The 22,310-nt window shown below is 66.6% G+C and carries 19 protein-coding genes; 13 read left to right on the top strand and 6 right to left on the bottom strand.

Annotation, left to right across the window (positions count from 1 at the left end; translation table 11 throughout):
* On the top strand, positions 1–1,149 hold a 1,149-nt coding region (gene nhaA, locus ACO6D5_RS07565), incomplete at its 5' end, for a Na+/H+ antiporter NhaA (protein WP_485825046.1).
* 54 nt (positions 1,150–1,203) lie between these two features.
* The gene (locus ACO6D5_RS07560; protein ID WP_315845289.1) at positions 1,204–1,590 is read left to right on the top strand and encodes a DUF488 domain-containing protein; all 387 of its coding nucleotides are present in this window, start codon (positions 1,204–1,206) and stop codon (positions 1,588–1,590) included.
* On the opposite strand, the gene ACO6D5_RS07555 is transcribed toward ACO6D5_RS07560, so the two are convergent.
* Positions 1,587–2,294 carry an N-acetylmuramoyl-L-alanine amidase family protein gene (locus tag ACO6D5_RS07555; protein WP_485825045.1) on the bottom strand — a complete coding sequence of 236 codons (708 nt, stop codon included), beginning with the start codon at positions 2,292–2,294 and terminating at the stop codon, positions 1,587–1,589. The two genes, ACO6D5_RS07560 and ACO6D5_RS07555, sit on opposite strands and share 4 nt — an antisense overlap.
* A gap of 249 nt (positions 2,295–2,543) precedes the next feature.
* Here ACO6D5_RS07555 and ACO6D5_RS07550 point away from each other — a divergent pair, with 249 nt between their 5' ends.
* On the top strand, positions 2,544–3,329 hold the full coding sequence (locus tag ACO6D5_RS07550; RefSeq protein WP_315845231.1) for a 3-hydroxybutyrate dehydrogenase: 786 nt from the start codon (positions 2,544–2,546) through the stop codon (positions 3,327–3,329).
* A 100-nt stretch (positions 3,330–3,429) separates the two neighbouring features.
* A complete protein-coding gene (gene tenA, locus ACO6D5_RS07545) occupies positions 3,430–4,092 on the top strand; it encodes a thiaminase II (protein WP_485825044.1) in 663 nt (220 codons plus the stop codon).
* 13 nt (positions 4,093–4,105) lie between these two features.
* On the opposite strand, the gene ACO6D5_RS07540 is transcribed toward tenA, so the two are convergent.
* The 3 genes from ACO6D5_RS07540 to ACO6D5_RS07530 form a co-directional block, all read right to left on the bottom strand.
* A complete protein-coding gene (locus tag ACO6D5_RS07540) occupies positions 4,106–6,595 on the bottom strand; it encodes a TonB-dependent siderophore receptor (RefSeq protein ID WP_485825043.1) in 2,490 nt (829 codons plus the stop codon).
* Positions 6,596–6,808: 213 nt separating this feature from the next.
* Positions 6,809–7,813, bottom strand: a complete 1,005-nt coding sequence (locus tag ACO6D5_RS07535) for a FecR family protein (protein WP_485825042.1) — start codon at positions 7,811–7,813, stop codon at positions 6,809–6,811.
* A gap of 11 nt (positions 7,814–7,824) precedes the next feature.
* Positions 7,825–8,331, bottom strand: coding sequence for a sigma-70 family RNA polymerase sigma factor (locus ACO6D5_RS07530; protein WP_315527444.1), 507 nt, complete (start codon positions 8,329–8,331; stop codon positions 7,825–7,827).
* A gap of 123 nt (positions 8,332–8,454) precedes the next feature.
* Here ACO6D5_RS07530 and ACO6D5_RS07525 point away from each other — a divergent pair, with 123 nt between their 5' ends.
* From ACO6D5_RS07525 to ACO6D5_RS07515, 3 genes are all read left to right on the top strand, one after another.
* Positions 8,455–9,216, top strand: coding sequence for a uracil-DNA glycosylase (locus ACO6D5_RS07525; RefSeq protein WP_315527441.1), 762 nt, complete (start codon positions 8,455–8,457; stop codon positions 9,214–9,216).
* A gap of 279 nt (positions 9,217–9,495) precedes the next feature.
* Positions 9,496–11,307 carry a DEAD/DEAH box helicase gene (locus tag ACO6D5_RS07520; protein ID WP_485825041.1) on the top strand — a complete coding sequence of 604 codons (1,812 nt, stop codon included), beginning with the start codon at positions 9,496–9,498 and terminating at the stop codon, positions 11,305–11,307.
* A gap of 127 nt (positions 11,308–11,434) precedes the next feature.
* Positions 11,435–12,622, top strand: a complete 1,188-nt coding sequence (locus tag ACO6D5_RS07515) for a class I SAM-dependent methyltransferase (RefSeq protein WP_485825053.1) — start codon at positions 11,435–11,437, stop codon at positions 12,620–12,622.
* A gap of 19 nt (positions 12,623–12,641) precedes the next feature.
* Here ACO6D5_RS07515 and ACO6D5_RS07510 read toward each other — a convergent pair whose 3' ends face one another.
* Together ACO6D5_RS07510 and ACO6D5_RS07505 are read right to left on the bottom strand one after the other, a co-directional pair.
* Positions 12,642–13,745 carry a tRNA nucleotidyltransferase/poly(A) polymerase-related protein gene (locus ACO6D5_RS07510; protein WP_485825040.1) on the bottom strand — a complete coding sequence of 368 codons (1,104 nt, stop codon included), beginning with the start codon at positions 13,743–13,745 and terminating at the stop codon, positions 12,642–12,644.
* Positions 13,742–15,871 carry a lytic transglycosylase domain-containing protein gene (locus ACO6D5_RS07505; protein ID WP_485825039.1) on the bottom strand — a complete coding sequence of 710 codons (2,130 nt, stop codon included), beginning with the start codon at positions 15,869–15,871 and terminating at the stop codon, positions 13,742–13,744. Before ACO6D5_RS07505 ends, ACO6D5_RS07510 begins: the two co-directional genes overlap by 4 nt.
* A 141-nt stretch (positions 15,872–16,012) precedes the next feature.
* Between ACO6D5_RS07505 and ACO6D5_RS07500 the strand changes: the two genes are divergently transcribed.
* From ACO6D5_RS07500 to ACO6D5_RS07475, 6 genes are all read left to right on the top strand, one after another.
* Positions 16,013–16,687, top strand: coding sequence for a 5-formyltetrahydrofolate cyclo-ligase (locus ACO6D5_RS07500; protein WP_315527435.1), 675 nt, complete (start codon positions 16,013–16,015; stop codon positions 16,685–16,687).
* Between the two features lie 244 nt (positions 16,688–16,931).
* Positions 16,932–18,362, top strand: a complete 1,431-nt coding sequence (locus tag ACO6D5_RS07495; protein WP_485825038.1) for a circularly permuted type 2 ATP-grasp protein — start codon at positions 16,932–16,934, stop codon at positions 18,360–18,362.
* A gap of 2 nt (positions 18,363–18,364) precedes the next feature.
* The gene (locus tag ACO6D5_RS07490) at positions 18,365–19,363 is read left to right on the top strand and encodes an alpha-E domain-containing protein (protein ID WP_485825037.1); all 999 of its coding nucleotides are present in this window, start codon (positions 18,365–18,367) and stop codon (positions 19,361–19,363) included.
* Between the two features lie 13 nt (positions 19,364–19,376).
* Complete coding sequence (locus tag ACO6D5_RS07485) at positions 19,377–20,180, top strand: transglutaminase family protein (protein WP_315527432.1); 804 nt, start codon at positions 19,377–19,379, stop codon at positions 20,178–20,180.
* A 54-nt stretch (positions 20,181–20,234) separates the two neighbouring features.
* Positions 20,235–21,098 (top strand): proteasome-type protease, encoded by an 864-nt coding sequence (locus tag ACO6D5_RS07480; RefSeq protein WP_485825036.1) that lies wholly within the window; start codon positions 20,235–20,237, stop codon positions 21,096–21,098.
* Positions 21,099–21,446: 348 nt separating this feature from the next.
* Entirely contained in the window at positions 21,447–22,211 is a 765-nt protein-coding gene (locus ACO6D5_RS07475; RefSeq protein ID WP_485825035.1) for a DUF3800 domain-containing protein, read from the top strand.
* Positions 22,212–22,310 lie beyond the last annotated feature (99 nt).

The raw sequence follows: 22,310 nt of genomic DNA, 5'->3' as shown, positions 1-22,310 counted from the left end.
GGCGGCTATGTGCTGATGGCCGCCGCCCTGGCAGCCCTGATCATCGCCAACAGCCCGGCCGCCCCGATCTATTTCGATGTGCTGGGAACCAAACTGGGCTTTCACACAGGGCCCGTCCTGCTCCGCGAAACGGTGCTGCATTGGATCAATGATGGCCTGATGGCCGTGTTTTTCCTGCTGGTGGGATTGGAGATCAAGCGCGAGGTGCTGGATGGCCAATTGCGCGGGGCGGCAAGAATCGTCCTGCCGGGCATTGCCGCGCTGGGCGGCATGCTGGTGCCGGCGCTGATCTATGTGCTGGTCAACCTGGGCAACCCCGATACCCTGCGCGGCTGGGCGATCCCCGCCGCCACCGACATCGCCTTCGCGCTGGGCATCCTGGCGCTGCTGGGCAGCCGCGTACCGACCTCGCTCAAGATCTTCCTGACGGCGCTGGCGATCCTGGATGATCTGGGCGCCATCGTCATCATCGCGCTGTTCTATACCTCGCAATTGAAAGTCTTCGCCCTGATCATGGCGGGCGCCTTGCTGGCCTGCCTGTTCTGCCTGAACCGCGCGGGCGTGCTGCGGCTCACCCCGTACCTGCTGATCGGCGCCGTGCTGTGGTATTTCGTGCTGAAGTCCGGCGTGCACGCCACCCTGGCCGGCGTGGCGCTGGCGCTGACGATCCCGCTGCGGCCCCGCAATGCCGGCCAGCCGCAGGCGCATTCGCCGCTGCATGATCTGGAAGACGCGCTGCACAAACCCGTGGCGCTGCTGATCGTGCCCATCTTCGGCTTCGCCAACGCCGGCGTATCGTTTGCCGGCATGGGCTTGGCCAGCCTGGCGCAACCGGTGCCGCTGGGCGTGGCGCTGGGCTTGTTCCTGGGCAAGCAGGTGGGCGTGTTCGGCTTTTCCTGGCTCGCCATCCAGATGGGCGTCGCCAGCCTGCCGCGCCATGCCTCGTTCACGCAGCTGTACGGCGTCGCGCTGCTCTGCGGCATCGGCTTCACCATGAGCCTCTTCATCGGCGCGCTGGCCTTCACGGACGCCGCCACCGTGGACGCCACCAAGATCGGCGTGTTGACAGGATCGCTCGCCTCGGCGGTGATCGGCTTCCTGCTGCTGCGCATGAGCGGCACGCCAGCGGAACACGCGCAGCCGCGCTGAACCGCCCTGCGGACGTTGCGGTAGACTGGCCGCAACGCTTTCGCAGGAGGCATGATGAAACAGCCCGCCATCCATGTTCAGCGCGTCTATGAAGGCACTGGCCCCGAAGGCAGCTACCGAGCGCTGGTCGATCGCATGTGGCCGCGCGGCCTGCGGCGCGCCGACCTGGGACTGGACGAATGGGCCCGCGACATCGCGCCCACCGCCGAACTGTGCAAGTGGTTCAGCCACGAGGACGAACGCTGGGAAGCATTCCGCGCCCAGTACCTGGCGCAACTGGCCGCGCCCGAGCAGCAGGCCCGCATGGCGGCGCTGCTGCAAGCCGCCGGCAAGCGCCCCCTGACGCTGCTGTACGGCGCTCGCAACACCGAACATAACCAGGCCCTTGTGCTGCGCGACGCGTTGCAGGATTACGCGCGCCACCCCTTGCGCGCGGGCTAGGGGTGCTGGCAGGCGCGGGCGCCGCGTGCGATCGCTTGCGCCACCCGTTTGATGACGTCAGGGCGAGCCAGCCGGCGTTCCTCGTCCGGATTCACGATTACCCCCACCTCCACCAGCACCGCAGGCATGGGCGCGGTCTTCAGCACCGCCAAGCCGTCGAAACGGTGCACGCCCAACCGGCGGTCTATCAATGGCCGGTTTTCGCCGGCAATCGGTTCGGCGTGGTACAGCGAAGGCTTTTCGCCGGCAGCCACCAGCTCCTCGCCGATGGCGCGCGCGCAACGCAGGCTCTGTTCATACTTGGGATTGCGCTCGGACACGAACACGGAGAAGCCGGCAAACTCGCGCTGGCGGCCCGCGTCGATGTACTGCTGTTGCATCGAGTCGTGATGGATCGAGACAAAGAAATCCGCCGTCGGCGCCATGCGCGAACGCTTGCCCAGTTCGACTTCGGCGCCATTGGCTGCCACCTGGGTCACGCGGTCGCCGGCCGCGCGCAGATCGGCCGCCACCAGATTGCTGACATCCAGGTTGTACAGGTACTCGACCCGCCCGCTTGCTCCCGTCGCGCCAGGCCGGTTGGGGGTGTGCCCGGTGTCCACCACGATGTGCGCGGCCTGCGCGGGCAACGCCCACAGAGCGCCTGCGCATAGCGCCGCGCGCGCCGCGGCCCTCGGGAAACGATGGATGAAAGCTGATGCCACGCCGATGACCGCCTGCAAGAAGTGATGGCCGCTGGACCCCGCCCAGCCGCCGGAACGGATCAGATGTTACCGGCAACCGGCGGTCCGATGGCGTTCAGGCGCTGCTCAAGCTGAAGGACTACCATCCAGGGATGCTCCTTGCGCTAAAGGGGGCGCGTTCGCGCCTTCCCCTGCAAGGCCTGTTGCCGGCCCCGCGCCACGATGCAGCTTGCGCGGGCCTGCCGGCATTCCTGAACCGGAGGTTGCAGCATGAGCCAGTTGAATGGAAAAGTCGCCGTCGTGACCGGCGCCGCCAGCGGTATCGGCAAGGAAATCGCCCTGACGCTTGCGCGCGCCGGCGCGACCATCGCGATCGCCGACCTGAATCAGGCCGGCGCCGACGCCGTTGCCCGCGAAATCGAGCAGGCCGGCGGCAAGGCGATGGGCGTGGCGATGGACGTCACCAGCGAAGACGCCGTGAACCAGGGCATCGACAAGGTCGCGGCCGCCTACGGCAGCATCGACATCCTGATCTCGAACGCGGGCATCCAGATCGTGAACCCCATCGAAAGCTTCGCCTTTTCGGATTGGAAGAAGATGCAGGCCATCCACGTGGACGGCGCCTTCCTGACGACCAAGGCGGCGCTCAAGCACATGTACCAGGACAATCGCGGCGGCGTGGTGATCTACATGGGATCGGTGCATTCGCACGAAGCCTCGCCGCTGAAGTCCGCCTACGTGGCCGCCAAGCATGCGCTGCTGGGCCTGGCCCGCGTGCTGGCCAAGGAAGGCGCGGCGCACAACGTGCGGTCGCACGTCATCTGCCCGGGCTTCGTGCGCACGCCGCTGGTCGAAAAGCAGATCCCGGAGCAAGCCCGCGAACTGGGCATCAGCGAAGAGGACGTGGTCAAGAAGGTGATGCTGGGCGATACGGTGGACGGCGTCTTCACCACCGTTGAAGACGTGGCGCAGACCGCGCTCTTCCTGTGCGCCTTTCCCAGCGCGGCCTTCACCGGCCAATCGTTCGTCGTCAGCCACGGCTGGTACATGCAATAGGCCAGCGGATGCGCCGAAGTTGATACCCTTATGCCGTTGGGCGGGCGCGCGGCGTTGCGCGCCCGCCGCCATCGGCTTGCCTGCGGGCATAAGGAATCCCATGTCTTTCAGCTCTGACGCCTGGGCGCGCAACGCCGCGCTCTACGAGAAAACGCGCGACATGCCGTTCAACCAGGAACTGGCCAGCGGCCGGCTCGACGAGAACGCATTCAAGCACTACATGATCCAGGACGCGCACTACCTGGTGGCGTTCGGGCGCGCGCTGGCGATCGCGGCCGCCAAGGCGGACGACGCCGACGGCGTGGTGCAATTCGCGGACGCAGCCAAAGGCGCCGTGGTCGCCGAGCGTTCGCTGCATGCGGGCTTCATGAAGCAGTTCGGCATTGACGCCGCCACCTTCGAAGCCACCCCGCTGACGCCCGCCAGCCACCACTACACCAGCTTCCTGATCGCCACCGCCTGGAGCGCGCCCTATCCGGTGGCGCTCGCCGCCTTGCTGCCGTGCTTCTGGATCTATGCCGAAATCGGCCGCGAGATCCATGCGCATGCGGCGCGCCCCAATCCCTACGCGGCATGGATCGACACGTATGCCGGCGACGACTTCCATGCGCTGGTGCGGGCCGTGATCGCGTCGGTGGACCGCGCCGCCGAAGCGGCGTCGGCGCAGACGCGCGAGGCCATGCACCAGGCCTACACGCACGCCGCCCAGCTGGAATGGATGTTCTGGGATTCGGCCCACCGCCAAGCCGGCTGGCCGGTCTGAGCCTGGCGCCCGCCTAGAACTGATAGCGCGTGCTCAGCAAGACGCTGCGCGGCGTGCCGTAGTAGTTGCCGCCGTTGTTGCCCTGCATCGATTCGAAGTAGCGCTTGTCGAACAGGTTGTTCACGTTCAGCTGGATATCCAGCTGGCGATTGACCCGGTAGCCCGCCACCAGGTCGACCAGCGCGTAGGGCGACTGCTTGATGACGTACCCCGCGCTGCTGGTCAGCGATTGCGTGGTGATCTTGCTTTGCGCGCGCAGCGCGCCGCCGACGCGCCATTTCTCGTAGGCGCCCGGCAAGTGGTACATCGCGGCCAGCTTGAACTGATGCTGCGGGATGTAGCTGGCGTAGGGCTGGCCGGCCGCGCCGTCCACCCCGCCGCTGGACACCTTGGCGCGCGTATAGGAATAGCCGATCCCCACATTCAGGCGCGGCAGCAGTTCGCCATTGATGTCGATCTCGACGCCCTCGCTTTTCACCTCGCCCACAGCGCGGTAGCAGTTGGTCGCGACAAAGCACGACGCGATATCCGTGACGGCCTGCGGCAGGTTCGTCTGCGTAGTCGAGAACAACGCGATGGCGGCGTTGACGCGCTCGTCCAGATAACTGCCCTTCAAGCCGATCTCGTAGTTGGTGCCCTCCACCGGCTTGAGCACGGTGCCGGACGTGTCCAGGTAGTACTGCGGCTTGAAGATGCTGGAATAGCTGGCGTAGACCGAATGGTTGTCGTTCAGGTCGTAGATCAGCGCCGCGTACGGCGTGAAATGGGCGTCCTCGCCGAACTTGCGGTGGCTGCTCCAGCTGCCTTGGGTCTGCTTGTTGTCGAAGTCGAACCAGTCCATCCGCGCACCCAGGATCATGCTCAACGGGTCGGCCAGGCGGAAGCGGCCCGTGGCGTAGGCCGAGGTCAGCTCGGAGCGCTGATCGCGGCGCCACATGGTGTCTTTCACGAAGTCCTGACGGCGCAGCGAATCCGGATTCCAGGTGTAGGGATTCACGCCCGACACCATCAGGTAACCGCCCGGCTCGTCCAGGTAGCTGTAGCCGTTGTCCAGCCACTTGTCGTTGCGGTAGCTTGCGCCTACCGCGATCTCGTGCTCGCGGCCGAACAGCGTGATGGGGCCTTGCGCGGACACGTCGAAGCTGCGCTGCTTCTTGTCGTAGTCGTATCGCCCGCCCATCACGTCGTACACGATGCCACCCTGCGCGTCGTAGTCGCCCGAAACGAAGTAGGCGCCGTCCAGCGACGATTTACCATTGACCCCGCGCGCCGCGGCGCGCGCGATCCAGCCGTTGTCGAAGGTGTGCTTCAGTTCGGCGAAGAGGCTGTATTCGCTTTTGTCCCAGTAGCTCCACGACGGCGAGAACCGTCGTGAACGCCGGATGTCCAGCGGCGAGCCGTCTGGCGCGGTGGGCACGCCCATCCATTCGGAGCCCGGGTTGTCTTCGCGGTTGGAATGCCCGCCCAGCGTCAGCGTGGTGTTGTCGGTGATGTCGATGTCGACCACGCCGTAGTACAGCTGCTTGCGGCTGCTGTAGCCGTCGGTGAAGTAATCCCGCGATTGCTGCGACGTCACGAAGCGGCCGCGCACGGACCCGCTGTCGTTCAGCGGGCCGCTGGCGTCGAACTCGCCCGAGAAATTGTTCCAGGACCCCGCGCGCGCGGTCGCGATGAACTGCGCGGCATCGGTCGGCTGCTTGCGCACGAAGTTGATGGTGCCGGAGGGGTCGCCCATGCCGGTCATGAGGCCCGTGGGGCCGCGCACGACTTCCACGTGGTCGTACATGGCCGTGGTGCTGTAGGTGGACGTGTCCGTCTCGTACGACACGGGCAGGCCGTCCATCAGGAAGGTGTTGATGGTGAAGCCGCGCGAGAAGTAGCGCGAACGATCGTTGCTCCAGTGGTTCACGGTGACGCCGGTGGTGCTGTTGGCCACGTCATCGATCGTCTGCATCGCAAAGTCGTCCAGCTTCTGCCGGGTGACCACGCTGACGGACTGGGGCGTTTCCTGGATGGTCAGCGGCAGCTTGGTCGCCGTGTTCATGGCGCCAGTGGTGTAGGAGCCGGTGTCTTCGGTGATGGAGTTGCCTTTGCCCACGACCGTGATGGTGTTCAACATGACGCTGGACGTGTCGCCCTCCGATTGGCGCGACACGGACACGCTGCTGCCCGAGCGTTCGAACACCAATCCCGTGCCGGCCAGCAAGGCCCGCAAGGCCTGGTCGGGCGTCAGCGTGCCCGACACCGCGGGCGCCTTCAGGCCCCGCACCGTGTCCGGCGCGTAGGCCAATTCCAGCGCGGCTTGCGTCGCCAGTTGCGTCAACGCGCCTTCCAGCGATTGCGCGGGGATATTCAAGGACAGCGGCGCCTCCTGCGCCTGGGCGGCAGGCTGTGGCACGGCCAGCGCCAGCAGCACGGACATGGTCAGCACGGTCAAGCCGCGCGTCGGCAAAGCCAGGCGCACAGCGGCGCGGGAAGAGGGTCCAGAAGGGATACGGTTCACGGGACTAGCGTTCCTGGAGGGGTCTTGAGACAGGGCTCGCCAGTCAGCCGGATGCGGAAGATTCTGGCGGCGCAGCGGCATCGGATCGATGCCCTTGGGAGACAAGACGCCTGTCACGGCGAAATCCCTGATGGAAAAAGGCCGCTGAATAGTAACTATTCGTAATTTCATTCGCCGCGCAAGGTGGGCGGCAGGCCGTCGGCCTTGCTTGGCTTAGCGGCGGACGATCACGGCCGAGCCGTCCGAGCCGGCTTGCACGCGCACCGGCGCGATAGCGGGCAGCAAGTCCAGGAACGCGCGGGGGTTGTCGACGCTGAACACGCCCGATACCCGCAACGCGGCCACGTCCGCGCCGGACACGCGGATCGGCGGGTGGCCATAGCGGTTCATCTCGGCCACGGCGTCGGATAACGGGACATCGCGGAACACCGCGCGGCCGGCGTGCCAGGCCAGCAGAGTCGGCACATCCCATTTTTCGGATGGCGACAAGCGCCCATCCTCCACCGTGCGGGTGCCCTGCCCCGCGCTCAACAGCACCTGGCTGCGGTTCCACCAATGGCCGGCCTCGACCGCCACCGTGCCGGCATCCACGGCCACGCGCACGGCGTCGCCGTCGCGGCGCACATTGAACCGCGTGCCCGTCACCCGGACGGTCGCGCCACCCGCTTCCACGTAGAACGGCCGGCTGGCGTCCGGCGTCACCGAAAACGTGGCCTCTCCCGCAGCAAGCGCCACCACCCGGCGGTCGGCGTACAGCGTCACCGCCAACTGCGTCGCCGTGTTCAGGTCGATGACCGACGCATCAGGCAGCGACACGCGCTGCCGTTGTCCCGGCTGCGTGGCGTATTGCGCCGCGTAGGCGGGATCGCCCGCCATCCATCGGGACAATGCCACGCCTGCGACCACGGCGGCGGTACAGGCAAAAGCCGCGCCGGCCATCACGCGGCGGCGCGATGTGAGGGGGCTGCGCCGGCGGGCGGCGGCGGGCGCCTCCTCCTGCACCAGCGCGCGCAACCGGTCTTCGCCCAGCTGGCCGCTGGCGTTCCAGATGCCGCGCGCACGCCGGTATTCCAGGCCGTGCGCCGGGTCTGCCCGCAGCCACGCGTCGAACTGCTGGCGTTCGGCCTCGCTCATCCGTTCCGAATGCACACGGGCGAACCAAAAGGCCGCCGCGTCGCGGGGATCAGTCAGGGTGTCTGGGTCGATGGGGTCTGTCATTGCGCGGCGGATCAATCCGGGCAGAAGTGTTTCAGCTGTTCGCGGATTTCTCGCGTGGCGTCCATGATATAGCGCTCGACCGTGTTCAGCGCCACGCCCATCCGCGCAGCGACTTCAGGCTGCGAATAGCCCTCAAGGCGGCACCAGACATAGGCTTGCCGTTTCTTCAACGGCAGGCTGGCCAGGGCGCATTCCAACGCATCGGCCAATTGGCGCGCACGCGCGTTGGACTCCGGGTCATGCCACTGCGCAGGGTCATCGGCCGCCCACGCCTCAAGCGACACCTCGTCATGCCGCGCCTGCCGCCGGATCTCGCTGATCAGCCGGTTCTGCGCCGCCCGGAACAGATAGGACTTGCCGTTCAATACGCCGCGGTTGCCGCCGCTCAACAAACCGGCCATCACGTCCTGGGCCGCGTCCTCGGCGTCACAGGGTCTGGAATTGCGCTTGGCCCACGCGCCCACCAACTCGCCGTAATGGGCGAGCCAGGCTTTCAGGCTGCTGGGTGGACGGGACATGACGGCAAATGCGGCAAGGGCACGAAGGCGGCAATATTAACAATGATTCTCAATTAATAAACGATATCCCCGACTTGCCGCCAAGCCGGCACGCGACGCGTCGCCTATGCCAAAATCGCGCCCATGCCGATCGATAACCGCCTCGTTCCCCACGCCCTCGCCGCCCAGACGGCGCAACTTCCCGACGCCTGGGCCGCCGCCTTCGCCCACCGCGCCGTCGCCGACGCGCTGGCCGCGGTCACCGCCCACGTCGAAACGCGCCTTGCCGAAGGCGCGGTGGTCTATCCCGCCACGCCGTTCCGTGCCCTGCACGGGCTGGCGCCGTCGGACGTGCGCGTGGTGATCCTGGGGCAAGACCCGTATCACGGCCCCGGCCAAGCGCAGGGGCTGGCGTTTTCGGTGCCCGACGATTGCAAACGCCCGCCCAGCCTGCGCAACATCTTCAACGAGATCGCGCAGGAGTTCCCGGGCACGCCCGTGCCGGCGGGCAATGACCTGAGCCCATGGGCGGACCAGGGCGTGCTGCTGCTGAACACCGCGCTGACGGTGGAAGACGGCCAGCCCGCCTCCCACGCCAAGCGCGGCTGGGAGACCGTGACCGACGCGCTGATCTCGCTGGTCGCCCGCGACCCCTCGCCCAAGGCGTTCCTGCTGTGGGGCGCCCATGCGCAGGCCAAGAGGATGTTGCTTCCCGACAACAGCGGCCACCTGGTCCTGATGTCGAACCATCCCTCCCCACTTTCCGCCCGGCGGCCGCCCGTGCCTTTTCTGGGCTGCGGCCACTTCCGGACGACCAACGACTGGCTCGTCGACCAAGGGAAAAACCCTATTGATTGGGGACTGGACAAAAAAATAATTCCCCTGCAAGGCGAATTCGGGTTATGATCGCCGCACTGCACAAAACGAGTTCGGCATTTACCGCCTTGATTTAGCGGAATTTTTTGCAGTCTGCCGGGCAGCCTACGCCCCGGCCCCATGCCGAACTATCATCGATTCCTGACCTCCTTTCCTTTCGCCCTGCGTTCCACTCTGTATACGAGAACGCGCCACGCGCACGGTTGATTCGGTCGGCACGATGCTCCATCAACCGTCGCCTGGATCCGGCCGCCTAATCCCCTGGCCCGACCAAGCACTGCGTCGCATTGATTGCGGCAAGGGAAAGTAATGTCTTTCGAAAACCTGGGTCTTGCACCCGCTCTGTTGTCGGCCGTTCAAGAAGCTGGCTTCAGCACCCCCACCCCCGTCCAAGCCGCTGCCATTCCGCAAGCGCTGGCCGGTCACGACCTGATGGTGTCCTCGCAGACGGGCAGCGGCAAGACCGCCGCCTTCATGCTGCCGGCCCTGCACCGCATTGCCCAGATGCCCGCCAACAAGGGCGTCGGCGTGCAAGTGCTGGTTCTGACCCCGACTCGCGAACTGGCCCTGCAAGTCACCGAAGCGACCGAGACGTATGGCCGCAAGCTGGCTGACCTGCGCACGGCGACCGTCGTGGGCGGCATGCCTTACGGCGCGCAACTGAAGGCGCTGTCGCGCCGCGTCGACGTGCTGGTCGCCACCCCCGGCCGCCTGATCGACCACCTGCAATCGGGCCGCGTCAAGCTGAACACCGTGCACACGCTGGTGCTGGACGAAGCCGACCGCATGCTGGACATGGGCTTCATCGAAGATATCGAGACCATCGTCGGCCGCCTGCCGGAAGACCGCCAGACGCTGCTGTTCTCGGCCACGCTGGACGGCACGATCGCCAAGCTGGCTGCCCGCATGATGCGCGACCCGCAACGCATCGAACTGGCCGGCGCCAAGGAAAAGCACACCAACATCACGCAAAGCCTGCTGTACGCAGACGATGCCAGCCACAAGATGCAGCTGCTGGACCACGTGCTGCGCGACGCCAAGCTGGATCAAGCCATTGTCTTCACGTCGACCAAGCGCGGCGCCGATGACCTGGCCGACCGCCTGGCCGACCAAGGCTTTGCCGCCGCTGCCCTGCACGGCGACATGAACCAGCGCCAACGCACCCGTACGCTGTCGCAACTGCAACGCGGCCAGCTGCGTATCCTAGTTGCCACCGACGTGGCCGCCCGCGGCATCGACGTGCAAGGCATCAGCCACGCCGTCAACTTCGACCTGCCGATGCAAGCCGAAGACTACGTGCACCGTATCGGCCGTACCGGCCGCGCCGGCCGCAGCGGCCTGGCGTTCACGCTGGCGACGCACTCCGAGCGCCACAAGGTCCGCCGCATCGAGCACTACATCGGCCAATCGATCACCCCTGAAGTGATCGCCGGCCTGGAACCCAAGCGCACGCCGCGTCCGTCGGCTGGCGGCAGCGGCGCCCCGCGTGGCGGCAAGCCGTTCGGCAAGCGTCCCGGCGGTTTCGGCGGTTCGCGTCATGAAGGCGGTTACCAAGGCAACCGCGAAGGCCGTTCTTTCGGCGGCCCGCGTGAAGGCGCTGCCCCGCGTGGCGAGTTCAAGCCGCGTGAAGGCGGTTACCAAGGCAATCGCGACGGTGCACCGCGCGAAGGCGGCTACCAAGGCAATCGTCCTTTCGGCGACCGCCCGGCCCGTTCGTTCAGCGACCGCCCCAGCTTCGGTGATCGTCCGCAGCGCGAAGGCGGCTACCAGGGCAATCGTCCCTTCGGCGACCGTCCCCCGCGTGAAGGCGGCTTCCGTGGCGGCGACCGTGACGCTCGTCCGAGCTTCGGCGATCGTCCCAGCTTCGGCGACCGTCCCCAGCGCGATGCCCGCCCGTTCAACGAGCGCGCTCCCCGTGAAGGCGGTTTTCGCGGCGGCGACCGTGACGCCCGTCCGAGCTTCGGCGATCGTCCCAGCTTCGGCGACCGTCCCCAGCGCGAAGGCGGCTTCCGCGGCGGCGACCGTCCGGAAGGCGGTTTCCGTGGCGCCAAGCCCTCGTTCGACAAGCGCCCCGGCGGCCCCGCCAAGCGCTTTGCCAAGCCGGCTGACCGCCGCGGCTAATTCGCCCGCTTGACCCCAAACAAACCCCGCGCCCGTCGCGGGGTTTGTCTTTTGAAGGCGGCAAACACGCGCAGCAGGGCCGTTCTTTTTTTGGGAAAATGCCGTAATGACCACGCCTTCTTCGACCATGCAACGCCCCGCCCCCGCCAATCTCCCCCCGCTGTCCGCCGCCGCCCGGGAACATAGCGATGCCGCCGCCGCGCACCTGTGCGCCGCGATCACGGCCAACGGCGGCTGGCTGCCGTTCGACCACTGGATGGCGGAAGCGCTGTATGCGCCAGGCCTGGGCTATTACGCCGCCGGCAACGTCAAGTTGGCCGACGGCGACGACGACGCCAAGACGCCCGCAGGCGACTTCGTCACCGCGCCGCAACTGACGCCGCTGTTCGCCCGCACGATCGCCCGCCAGGCGGCCCAGGTGCTGCGTCAGACGCAGACGCAGGCGGTGCTGGAATTCGGCGCGGGCACCGGCGCGCTGGCCGAAGGCGTGTTGCGCGAGCTGGATGCGATGGGGCTGGACCAGACCCGATACCTGATCCTGGAAGTGTCCGCCGACCTGCGTGCCCGCCAGGCGGCGCGCTTGGCGCCGTTCGGCGATCGCGTGCAATGGCTGGATGCGCTGCCCAATGCGTTCGCCGGCTGCGTGCTGGCCAACGAAGTGCTGGACGCGATGCCCGTGTCGCTGTTTGCCTGGGACGCCGCCGGCGCCGTGCAGGAACGCGGCGTGGCGCTGGATGCCGACGGCGGCTTCATCTGGGAAGACCGCCCCGCCCCTGCCGCGCTGGCTTCGGCGGTCGCTGCGCGCATGCCGGCCCTGCCGGGCTACGTGTCCGAAATCAATCTGCAAGGCGAGGCCTGGATCGCCGCGATGGGCAGCTGGCTGGAACGCGGCGCGGCCCTCCTGGTGGACTACGGTTTTCCGCGCAGCGAGTACTACCATCCGCAGCGCGCGGGCGGCACGCTCATGTGCCACCTGCGGCACCATGCGCATGGCGACCCGTTTACCGCCCCCGGTTTGCAGGACATCACCGCGCACGTGGATTTCACGGCCATGGCGGACGCGGCCTTGGAATCCGGTTTGCAGGTGCTGGGCTACACGTCGCAGGCCCGCTTCCTGATGAATGCCGGCCTGATGGACTTGCTGGCCCAGCTGGACCCGTCGGACGCGCAGCAATATGCGCAAGCCGTGGCGCCCGTTCAGAAACTGCTGTCGGAAGCCGAAATGGGCGAACTCTTCAAGGTGCTGGCCGTAGGCCGGGACGTGACGGAGCCGCTGGCCGGGTTCTCGCGCGGCGACCGGCTGGGCAAGCTGTAGCGGCTGGCGGCGCGCGGCCTCAGTCCGCTTGCCGCTGTTCCAAACGCTCAAGGCGCGCCTGGCGCACGCTGTCCTTGATGCGGGCCGGATCGCCCGCGCAGGCCTTGGCAATCGCCCCGGCATCCACGCCGCGCACGGCGCCCGCACGCGACTGCCACGCCACCATGTCCACGGGCTGCAAGACCGACGCCGTCTTCAAGAGATCGAAAAACCGGTCGGGCTTGCGCAGCGCATCGGCGCGCTCCATCAGCGCCAGTTGCGCATCCGCGCCGCCCGCTTCGGCGGCGTCCAGGCCTGCCAGTACCTCAGGCAGCAAGCGGGCGTAATCATTGCATTCGGTGGGCACCCGCATGCGCCGGCCCAGCGCCTCGCGTTCGGGCGTCAACCGGCACAGCAAGGCATAGCGCCCCGCCAGCGATAAGGACTGCGCCGCCGCCCGATCCACGTCGGCGCCCACTTCCTTCACGCCTTGCAGTTCGGGCATCACGCGGGCCAGCGCCCCGGACTCCTGCAGCACGTCCAGCATGCGCGACGGCTTCTTCGCCATCAGGCCGCGCGACAATTCCTTCCAGACCCGCTCGGCCACCAGCGCGTCGGCCTCGCCCGCCTCCACCATGCGCCGGCAGAGCGCCAGGGTTTCGGGGGCCACGGTGAAATCGTCGAAGCGGGCCGCGAAACGGCCCAGCCGCAAGATGCGCACCGGGTCTTCTTCGAAGGCGTCGCCCACATGGCGAAAGACGCGCGCGCGCACGTCGGCCTCGCCGCCCAGGGGGTCGACCCGTTCGCCAGCGAGCGTCTGGGCGATCGCGTTGACGGTCAGGTCGCGGCGGCGCAGGTCTTCTTCCAGCGTCACGTCGGCGCCGGTGTAGAACGTGAACCCCTTGTAGCCGCGGCCGGACTTGCGCTCGGTGCGCGCCAGCGCGTATTCCTCTTTGGTGCGCGGGTGCAGGAACACCGGGAAGTCGCCCCCGACCGGGACGAAGCCGCGGCGGACCATGTCTTCGGGCGTGGCGCCCACCACGACCCAGTCGTGGTCGCCCGGCGGCAGGCCGAGCAACGCGTCGCGCACCGCCCCGCCTACGATATAGACCTGCAAGCCGTCGATGGCCGGATCCCGCGTCATGGGATCGACGTGCTCTCGGCGCCGATCGGCACGATATTGCCCAGCCGTTCCTTCAGGGACTGCGACTGCCCGCTGAACATCGCCGCGTAATAGACCGCGTTGGACATCACGTTCTTCACGTAGGTGCGCGTCTCATTGAACGGGATGGTCTCGGCGAAGATGGCGCCTTCGACCGGATGCGTGAACGTCGAGCGCCAATTGTGGGGCCGCCGGGGACCGGCGTTGTAACCGGCGCTGGCCAGCATCTGCGACCCGTTCAGGTCGCGCAGCACCATGTTCAGGTAGTTGGTGCCCAGCACGGTGTTGGTGTCGAAATCGTTGACGCTGGCGGGCGTGAAATCGGTCATGCCGATCTTGCCCGCGACCCACTTGGCGGTGGCCGGCATCAGCTGCATCAGGCCCGAGGCGCCCACATGCGAGCGTGCGTCCATGATGAAACGCGATTCCTGGCGGATCAGGCCATAGACCCAGGCCGGATCCAGCGCGATGGCGTTGGCCTTGGCGGTGACGCGGCCTTCGAACGGCGCGATGAAGCGCTGGCTGAAATCGAATTCCTTTTCCGTGCGGTCGGACGTGTTGACGACGCGGTCGTAGATGTTTTCGGCGCGGGCCAGCTCGGCGGCCGCGATCAACTGGCGGTCGCTCATGCCGCGCAACGTGAAGTTCCATTCGGGCACGGCTTCGCCGCGCCAGCCCAGTCGGAACAATTGCACGGCACGCTGCAGCCCGGGATTGGCGCGGGCCTCGGCGATTTCGCGGTCGCTGACGGGTGCGGGGCGCGGCGGCACATTGATGCGGCGGCCCAGTTCCTCGGCGGACAGCTGGCCGTAGAAATCGAAGCGGTCGGCGATGCTGGCGTACAGGGCGTTGGCCTGGTCCTTGCGGCCGGTCGCGGCCAGGCCGCGCGCCTTCCAGTACACCCACGAGGGGTCATCGCGCTGCGACGCCGGCATCTCGTCGATGGATTCGATGACCCACTTCCAGTCGATCTTCGGTTGGCGCAGCGCGGCGCGCACTTTCCAGCCGGCGTTGTAGTCCGTCATGCGGATGTGGCCGGCTTCGTGATACCAGTCGTCGGCGCGGCTATCCAGCTTCAAGGCGGCCATCAGCGCGTACTGCCCGCGCACCCAGGCCAGGTTCGGCTTGGACATGGACTTGGCCCATTCGCGGCGCAGATAGGAATCGGCCACGCTGACGTCCGAACGCGCCAGGCGGGCCAGCGCGATCGTCACCAGCTCTTTCTCGTTGCGGCCCACCGGCATGCGGTCTTGCCGGGTCAGCCACTTCATCGGATCCTTCATCAGAAGGTCGTAGGTCTTGATGTCGCGCGCTTCGAACATGTATTGCACGAGCTTGCGCGCGTCGGCCGTCTTGTCGGCCTCGATGGCGTCGCGCAACTGCGGCTCCAGCTGTTCCCAGCCCAGGATGCCGTCGGCCACCAGTTGGTCGTACAGCGCCCAGCAGGCGCCGCCCGGCGCGAACACCGCGGTGGCCTGCGCCGCCGTGGCGCGCTGGCCGGTCATGTGCTTGGCGTCCAGGATGGCGCATTCGATCTGGGCGTTGCTGTTCTTCACGGGCGCCAGCTTGCGCACGGTTTCGAAGTCGCCGCTGCGGGCAGCCGCCAGCAGCCAGTCGCCGCGCAGGCGGTCGGCCAGGTAGGCGTCGCCATTGCTGCTGATGAAGCGCTGCAGGTCGGCCGTGGGCCGGCCCGTGGCGGGCGGGGTCCAGAGCTGATAGCGCAGCAGCCAGTATTCGGGATACATGCCCAGCGTGTCGGACTTGGCCTGCGGCACCAGCGCGCCCAGCACGGACCACTGCTTGCGGTTCATGGCCTCGCGGGCGGCCACCACGGCGGCCAGGGCGGGCGTGTCGGCGGTGGGCGGCAGGCCGGCCAGCACCGCGGGCGGCACAGCGATGAGGGGTTGCGTCGACTGGACGGCGGGCTGCGGCTGGGGATTGACGGCGGCGCTGCGCTGCTGCGCGTCAACCGGCGCACAGGCGGCGGTGAAGAGAGCCAGCAGCGGCAGCCAGCGGCGCAGGCCGGAACGGGGGTCCGAAGCGACCGCGCCGTGCGGGGATTTCCGGCCGGATTTCTGATACCGTCGGACTTGCAGAATCTGTGTCATGCCGTGTCCCTCATTTGCCGTCATACACCGGCCCTGCACGCCGGCATGCTGACTGGCGTTTCAGATTCCTGCGTGCCAGATTCCTGCATGCCCGATTCCAGCATGTTCGCCTTCATTGTCCACCCCCATCACAGCCACTGCATGACTACGCAAAATACTCCAGAGGATACCGCAGTCCAGCACCGCACGCGATTGCGGAAACTGCGTGCCGAAATGCCCGAAGACCAGCGCAGCCGTGGCGGTTTGCTGATGCGTGCACGCCTGTTCACCTGGCTGAATGTGGCGCGCGACGAAGCGGCACGCGCCGGCCGTCCGGCGCCCGCCACCGTGGCCGCTTTCTGGCCGATGGCGGACGAGCCCGACCTGCGCCCCCTGCTGTCGCAATGGGTGGAAAACGGCGTCGCCGTCGCATTGCCCGTGGTGCGCGAACGCAACGCCCCCCTCGCGTTCCTGCCGTGGACGCCCGAGGCCGAACTGCGCGCCGGCCCTTACGGCATCCAGGAACCAGTGGCCGGCGCCGAGGTGCTGCCCGACGTCGTCCTGGTGCCGACGCTCGGTTACACCGACCAGGGCGACCGCCTGGGTTACGGCGGCGGCTATTACGACCGCACCCTGGCAGCGCTGCGCGAACGGGGCCACCCGTTCGTCACGATCGGCATCGCCTGGAGCTGCGGCGAACTGGACGCCGACTATGCCCCGGCCGCGCACGATTACCCGCTGGACGCCGTGCTGACGCAGGACGGCTGGGTGCCGCATGCGCCGCTGGAACAAGGCGCCCCGGGCGGCACCACGCTGCACACGTACCGAATGCACTGACGCACCAGATAGGTCCGGCGGCATGCACCACTACGGTGCATTCAGTACCGCTGGCGTCCTACGCGCGGCGGGGGATGGCGTTTCGGCGCCCTTGGGAGGATATTGTGCCCAAGTCCCCGGCTTGCCCGAAAAGCTGGCATGCGGGTTGCTTATTCTTTGGGACCGGCCACGCATCGGCCGGGTAATGACCGTGTGCAAGGCCGCCGCCTGCCGGTTGGCCGCAGCACCCAGCATCGGAGGAGCCATGAAGGACAGATCATCCCGTCCAGCCGCTTTTGATGAAATGCGCGACAGTGCCGGCGGCATACGCTCCCAATACCAGGCCTTCGAGCGCTGGCACCAAGAGCAATCGGCCGAAGCCATGGCCGTGCGACGGCTCGAAGCCGACCTGAGTTTCCGCCGCGTCGGCATCACCTTTTCAGTCGCCGGCGACGCCGCCGGCACCGAACGCCTGATCCCGTTCGACCTGATCCCCCGGATCATCCCCGCCGACGAATGGCGCCACCTGGAAGCCGGCCTGAAGCAGCGCGTGCGCGCGCTGAACATGTTCATCCACGACATCTACCATGGCCACGACATCGTGCGCGCCGGCGTCGTGCCGGCCGAACAGGTGTTCCTGAACGCCCAGTACCGCCCCGAAATGCAGGACGTGGACGTGGCGGAAGACATCTACTGCCACATCGCCGGTGTGGACATCGTGCGTGCGGGCGCGGGCGAGTTCTACGTGCTGGAAGACAACCTGCGCGTGCCCTCCGGTGTGTCCTACATGCTTGAGAACCGCAAGATGTCGATGCGGCTGATGCCGGACGCGTTCAGCCGCATCAAGGTCGAACCGGTGGCGCACTACCCCGACCTGTTGCTGGACAACCTGCGCGAAGTCGCGCCGCACGGCGGGGACGCCCCCACGGTTGTGGTGCTGACGCCCGGCATGTACAACTCGGCCTACTTCGAGCATGCCTTCCTGGCCCAGCAGATGGGCGTGGAACTGGTCGAAGGCCAGGACCTGTTCGTGGAGCAGAACACCGTCTACATGCGCACCACGCAGGGCCCGCGCAAAGTGGACGTGATCTACCGCCGGCTGGACGACGACTTCCTCGACCCCCTGTCGTTCCGCGCGGATTCGGCGCTTGGCGTGCCGGGTCTTCTGTCGGTGTACCGCGCCGGCCGCGTCACGCTTGCCAACGCCATCGGCACCGGCATCGCGGACGACAAGTCCACCTACTTGTACGTGCCGGACATGATCCGGTTCTATCTCAGCGAAGAGCCCATTCTGTCGAACGTGCCGACCTGGCGTTGCGGACGGCCGGACGAACTGTCCCACGTGCTGGCCAACATGCACGACCTCGTGGTCAAGGAAGTGCACGGCGCAGGCGGCTACGGCATGCTGGTGGGGCCCTCCTCCACCCGCGCCGAAGTCGATGCGTTCAAGGACCGCGTGCGCGCCAACCCCGCCAACTACATCGCGCAGCCCACGCTGGCGCTGTCCACCATCCCGACCTATGTGGAATCGGGTGTCGCGCCGCGGCACGTGGACCTGCGTCCCTATGTGCTGTGCGGCAAGGACATCCGCACCGTGCCCGGCGGCCTGTGCCGCGTGGCGCTGACCGAGGGCTCGCTGGTGGTCAACAGCAGCCAGGGCGGCGGCACCAAAGACACCTGGGTTCTGGAGGACTGAACATGCTGAGCCGAACCGCCGACAACCTGTTCTGGATGTGCCGCTACATCGAACGCGCCGAGAACACCGCCCGCATGCTGGACGTGAACCTGCAGATGTCGCTGCTGCCGCAAGACACGCAGACGCGCGAGGGCTCGTGGCTGGGCGTGCTGCGCATCTCTGAACTGCAGGGCCTGTACCAGAGCAAGTACGCGGCCATCTCGCCGCACGACGTCCTGCAGTACATGGTGCGCGATCCCGAAAACCCCTCGTCCATCTATTCGTGCATGCGCGCCGCCCGCGAAAACGCACGCGCCGTGCGCGGCAGCCTGACCACCGAAGTCTGGGAGACCTACAACACCACGTGGCTGGAACTGCTCAAGCACCTGCACACCGGCCTTCTGGAGCGCAACCCGGGCGAATTCTTCGAATGGGTGAAGTTCCGTTCGCACCTGGCCCGCGGCGTCACCATCGGCACCATGCTGGAGGACGAAGCACTGTACTTCCTGCGCATCGGCATGCACCTGGAACGCGCCGACAACACCGCCCGGATGCTGGACGTGAAGTTCCATGAACGGGGCGGCAACGGGTCGCAAAGCGCGTCGCAGACCGGCGCGCAGGAGGTGCGCACCGAACCCACCGGCACCGCCGCGCTGCAAAGCGAGTTCTACCGCTGGTCCGCATTGCTCAGCTCGGTGTCCGGGCTGGAGATCTACCGCAAGGTGTACCGCGACGTGATCACGCCGGACCGCGTGGCCGAACTGCTGATCCTGCACGGCGACATGCCGCGTTCGCTGCTGGCGTCGATGCGGGCGGTGGCCGACGATCTGGCGCGCGTCTCCAACCAGCGCTCGACCGAAACGGAACGCCGCGCCGGCATGCTGTGCGCCGAACTGCAATACGGCCGCGTCGAGGACATCCTCGACAGCGGACTGCACCAGTATCTGGACCACTTCCTGGACCGCATCAACGACCTGGGCAACCGGATCAGCCAGGACTTCCTGGTCCCGCTGTCGGCATAACACGGAGACAGCAATGAAACAGTTCATCACCCACGTCACCCATTACCGCTACACCGCGCCGGTCACCTACAGCATCCAGACGCTGCGCCTGACGCCGCGCGACGACGAGCACCAGCGCGTGCTGCGCTGGCACATCGAAGCGCCCGGCGCGCTGGAAAAGCAGGTGGACGCCTACGGCAACATCACGCATACGCTGACGCTGAACCACCCGCATACGGACATCGAGCTGCGCGTGGTCGGGCAGGTGCAGGTCGCGCCGCTGGCGCGCGGCGTGCTCGGCGGCGAGGACAGCCGCCTGCCGGTACATGCCTATTGCGTGCAGACGCCGCTGACGCAGGCCGACGACACGATCATGGCCTTCGTGCGCGAGGTCTTGCCCGGCGGCCTGACCACGCCGGACGACATCCTGGCGCTGGCCAACGCCATCAGCGACCGCGTCGCCTACGAACCGGGCACCACCGATGTGACCACGGCAGCAAGCCAGGTCCTGACCATGGGCCACGGCGTCTGCCAGGACCACGCGCACCTGTTCCTGGCCTGCGTGCGCGGCCTGGGCGTGCCGGCCCGCTACGTCAGCGGCTACGTGCACACCACGACCGAACACTCGGCCAGCCATGCGTGGGCAGACGTCTGGCTGGCCGATATCGGCTGGACCAGCGTCGACATCACCAACCGCCAGTTCGCCTCGGACAGCCATTGCCGGCTGGCCGTGGCGCGCGACTATGACTCGGCCTCCCCGGTGCGCGGCGTGCGCAGCGGCGGCGGCGAGGAATCCATGGAGATCAGCGTGCAGGTCCAGACCTCCGGGCAGCAATAACCGCCGCACCCGCGCCGCAATACAATGCGGCGTGGTTTTTCCAAATTTCTGATCATGACTTATTGCGTAGCAGCCCGCCTCGACGCCGGCTTGGTTTTCCTGTCCGACTCCCGCACCAACGCGGGCGTCGACCAGATCAGCGTCTTCCGCAAGATGACCGTCTTCGAGCGCCCCGGCGAACGCGTCATGGTCCTGATGACCTCGGGCAACCTGGCGGTAAGCCAGGCCGTGCTGCACGTACTGACCCGCCAGCACGACGAAGGCGGCGACACCATCTGGAACGCGGCCGACCTGTTCGAGGCCACCCGCTGCGTCGGCGCCGCCGTGCGCGAGGTCTATCAACGCGAAGCCCCCGCCCTGCATGAACAAGGCGTGGACTTCAACGTCAGCATGATTTTCGGGGGACAGATTGGAACGGAACGCTGCCGGCTGTTCCAGGTGTATTCGGCCGGCAACTTCATCGAGGCCGGCCAGGAATGCCCGTATTTCCAGATCGGCGAAGCTAAATACGGCAAGCCCATCCTGGACCGCGTGCTGCGCCCCGACACCTCGCTGGACGAGGCCGCCAAGTGCGCGCTGATCTCGATGGACTCCACACTGCGCTCGAACATTTCGGTGGGGCTGCCGCTGGACCTGCTGGTCTACGACACGAACGCGCTGCGCGTTACGCACTTCGCCAGCATCGACGAACACAACGAGTACTTCCGCATGATCCGCGGCACCTGGGGCGAACGCCTGCGCCAGGTCTTCGCCGAAATCCCGGACCCGCTGTGGACCAACCCGGATGACCCCGGTTCGCTCGTGCCGCCCAGCCGCGTCCACCAGCCGCTGCGCATCGAACCCGTGAACGCGCCGCAGCCCTGCTACCCCACGCCGCAAGTGCTGGCAGAAGACCCAGGCAAGGATCAGGCGAATTAAGGGCTGACCGGCGCCGACCTTTCGGCTACTGCCGACAAGCTGGCTTCGGATTCGGTCTGATAAAGACGATGTTGACTGCCGCGTGCGCAATTCTGCGGCCTTACGGCTTGCACTTAAGCCCCGGATTGACCTAAAGTCTTTCCAACGCATATGCCCGTCATGTGCCCACCTTCCGAGGCCCGCACAATTCATTGTTGCGGGCTTTCGTGTCTTTGCTCAGCAGAACACGTCCCGCATGTGCCAAGGAAAGGGTGACATTTCCGCGCCCCGGCGCAAACCTCGCCTTTTTCCGCGTCCTACACTGCGTCCAATCGCATGCGCCATGCATGCCGCGCAGAGGATTTCGCCATGCATTATGTCGTGTATCTGGACGAATTCGGTCATATCGGCCCCTTCATCGCCCGTAACCACGAACGACACAAAACCAGCCCCGTTTTTGGATTTGGAGGACTGCTTTTACCTGTCGATGCAGTACGTGACTTTGCCATCTACTTCTACAAACTGAAATGCCGGCTGTTGCAGTTCGAACTTGAACGGCAGGATCAACCTGCGTATCGATGGGAGAAGAAGGGAGCGCAACTCTACACCGTCAAGAATGTGGAGAAGTATCGGGCGCTGAGGACTGGCACGGCACGTTTGCTCAATCAGCTACGGCAGTTCGGCGGCCATGTGATCTATGGTGGCGAGCACAAGGCAGCCGACACCGCAGTGCACGAGCCGGCGAGAGTCTTCAAACATCATCTGCTGCAACTCGTCCGCCAAGCAGATCAGTTTTGCGCTGCGCAACAAGCAACGTTCATGGTGTTGCTCGATGAACAGCAAGCCGGCAGCATCTGGCGCGAAGCAAATGTGGAAGCCTGCACGCTGGCCATGTTCGCCGCCGAAACAGACCGGTGCAGAGCGCTGGTCGAACCGCCGCTTCAAGGTGAAAGCCACCTGTTCCAGACGCTTCAGTGCGCAGATTGGATATGTGGCCTTATCGGCAGGCTATGCGCGTATCAAGTGGAATCGCGCCAATATGGAGATTGGGAAATTTTCCATCGCTATTTCCATGACCGCGTGAAGGCCGCGGCACTGCCCTACAGCGGGCTGGAGATGCGGGGCATCGTGTAAACCCGCCTTTCCCGCTGCCGAAGCCCGGCTTGTGAAACGGCAAATTCTCATCCTTGGCATGACGCGCCACACTGGTGTTGGTCCGCAGTGCGTTCGCGG

The sequence above is a fragment of the Achromobacter sp. genome (genome assembly GCF_057314935.1).
This window is presented reverse-complemented; position numbering and strand designations above follow the sequence as displayed.

Coding starts and splice junctions, on each gene's coding strand:
- ACO6D5_RS07560 (WP_315845289.1), top strand. CDS start 1,204: ATGAAACAGCCCGCCATCCATGTTCAGCGCGTCTATGAAGGCACTGGC.
- ACO6D5_RS07550 (WP_315845231.1), top strand. CDS start 2,544: ATGAGCCAGTTGAATGGAAAAGTCGCCGTCGTGACCGGCGCCGCCAGC.
- tenA (WP_485825044.1), top strand. CDS start 3,430: ATGTCTTTCAGCTCTGACGCCTGGGCGCGCAACGCCGCGCTCTACGAG.
- ACO6D5_RS07535 (WP_485825042.1), bottom strand. CDS start 7,813: ATGACAGACCCCATCGACCCAGACACCCTGACTGATCCCCGCGACGCG.
- ACO6D5_RS07530 (WP_315527444.1), bottom strand. CDS start 8,331: ATGTCCCGTCCACCCAGCAGCCTGAAAGCCTGGCTCGCCCATTACGGC.
- ACO6D5_RS07525 (WP_315527441.1), top strand. CDS start 8,455: ATGCCGATCGATAACCGCCTCGTTCCCCACGCCCTCGCCGCCCAGACG.
- ACO6D5_RS07520 (WP_485825041.1), top strand. CDS start 9,496: ATGTCTTTCGAAAACCTGGGTCTTGCACCCGCTCTGTTGTCGGCCGTT.
- ACO6D5_RS07515 (WP_485825053.1), top strand. CDS start 11,435: ATGCAACGCCCCGCCCCCGCCAATCTCCCCCCGCTGTCCGCCGCCGCC.
- ACO6D5_RS07510 (WP_485825040.1), bottom strand. CDS start 13,745: ATGACGCGGGATCCGGCCATCGACGGCTTGCAGGTCTATATCGTAGGC.
- ACO6D5_RS07505 (WP_485825039.1), bottom strand. CDS start 15,871: ATGACACAGATTCTGCAAGTCCGACGGTATCAGAAATCCGGCCGGAAA.
- ACO6D5_RS07500 (WP_315527435.1), top strand. CDS start 16,013: ATGACTACGCAAAATACTCCAGAGGATACCGCAGTCCAGCACCGCACG.
- ACO6D5_RS07495 (WP_485825038.1), top strand. CDS start 16,932: ATGAAGGACAGATCATCCCGTCCAGCCGCTTTTGATGAAATGCGCGAC.
- ACO6D5_RS07490 (WP_485825037.1), top strand. CDS start 18,365: ATGCTGAGCCGAACCGCCGACAACCTGTTCTGGATGTGCCGCTACATC.
- ACO6D5_RS07485 (WP_315527432.1), top strand. CDS start 19,377: ATGAAACAGTTCATCACCCACGTCACCCATTACCGCTACACCGCGCCG.
- ACO6D5_RS07480 (WP_485825036.1), top strand. CDS start 20,235: ATGACTTATTGCGTAGCAGCCCGCCTCGACGCCGGCTTGGTTTTCCTG.
- ACO6D5_RS07475 (WP_485825035.1), top strand. CDS start 21,447: ATGCATTATGTCGTGTATCTGGACGAATTCGGTCATATCGGCCCCTTC.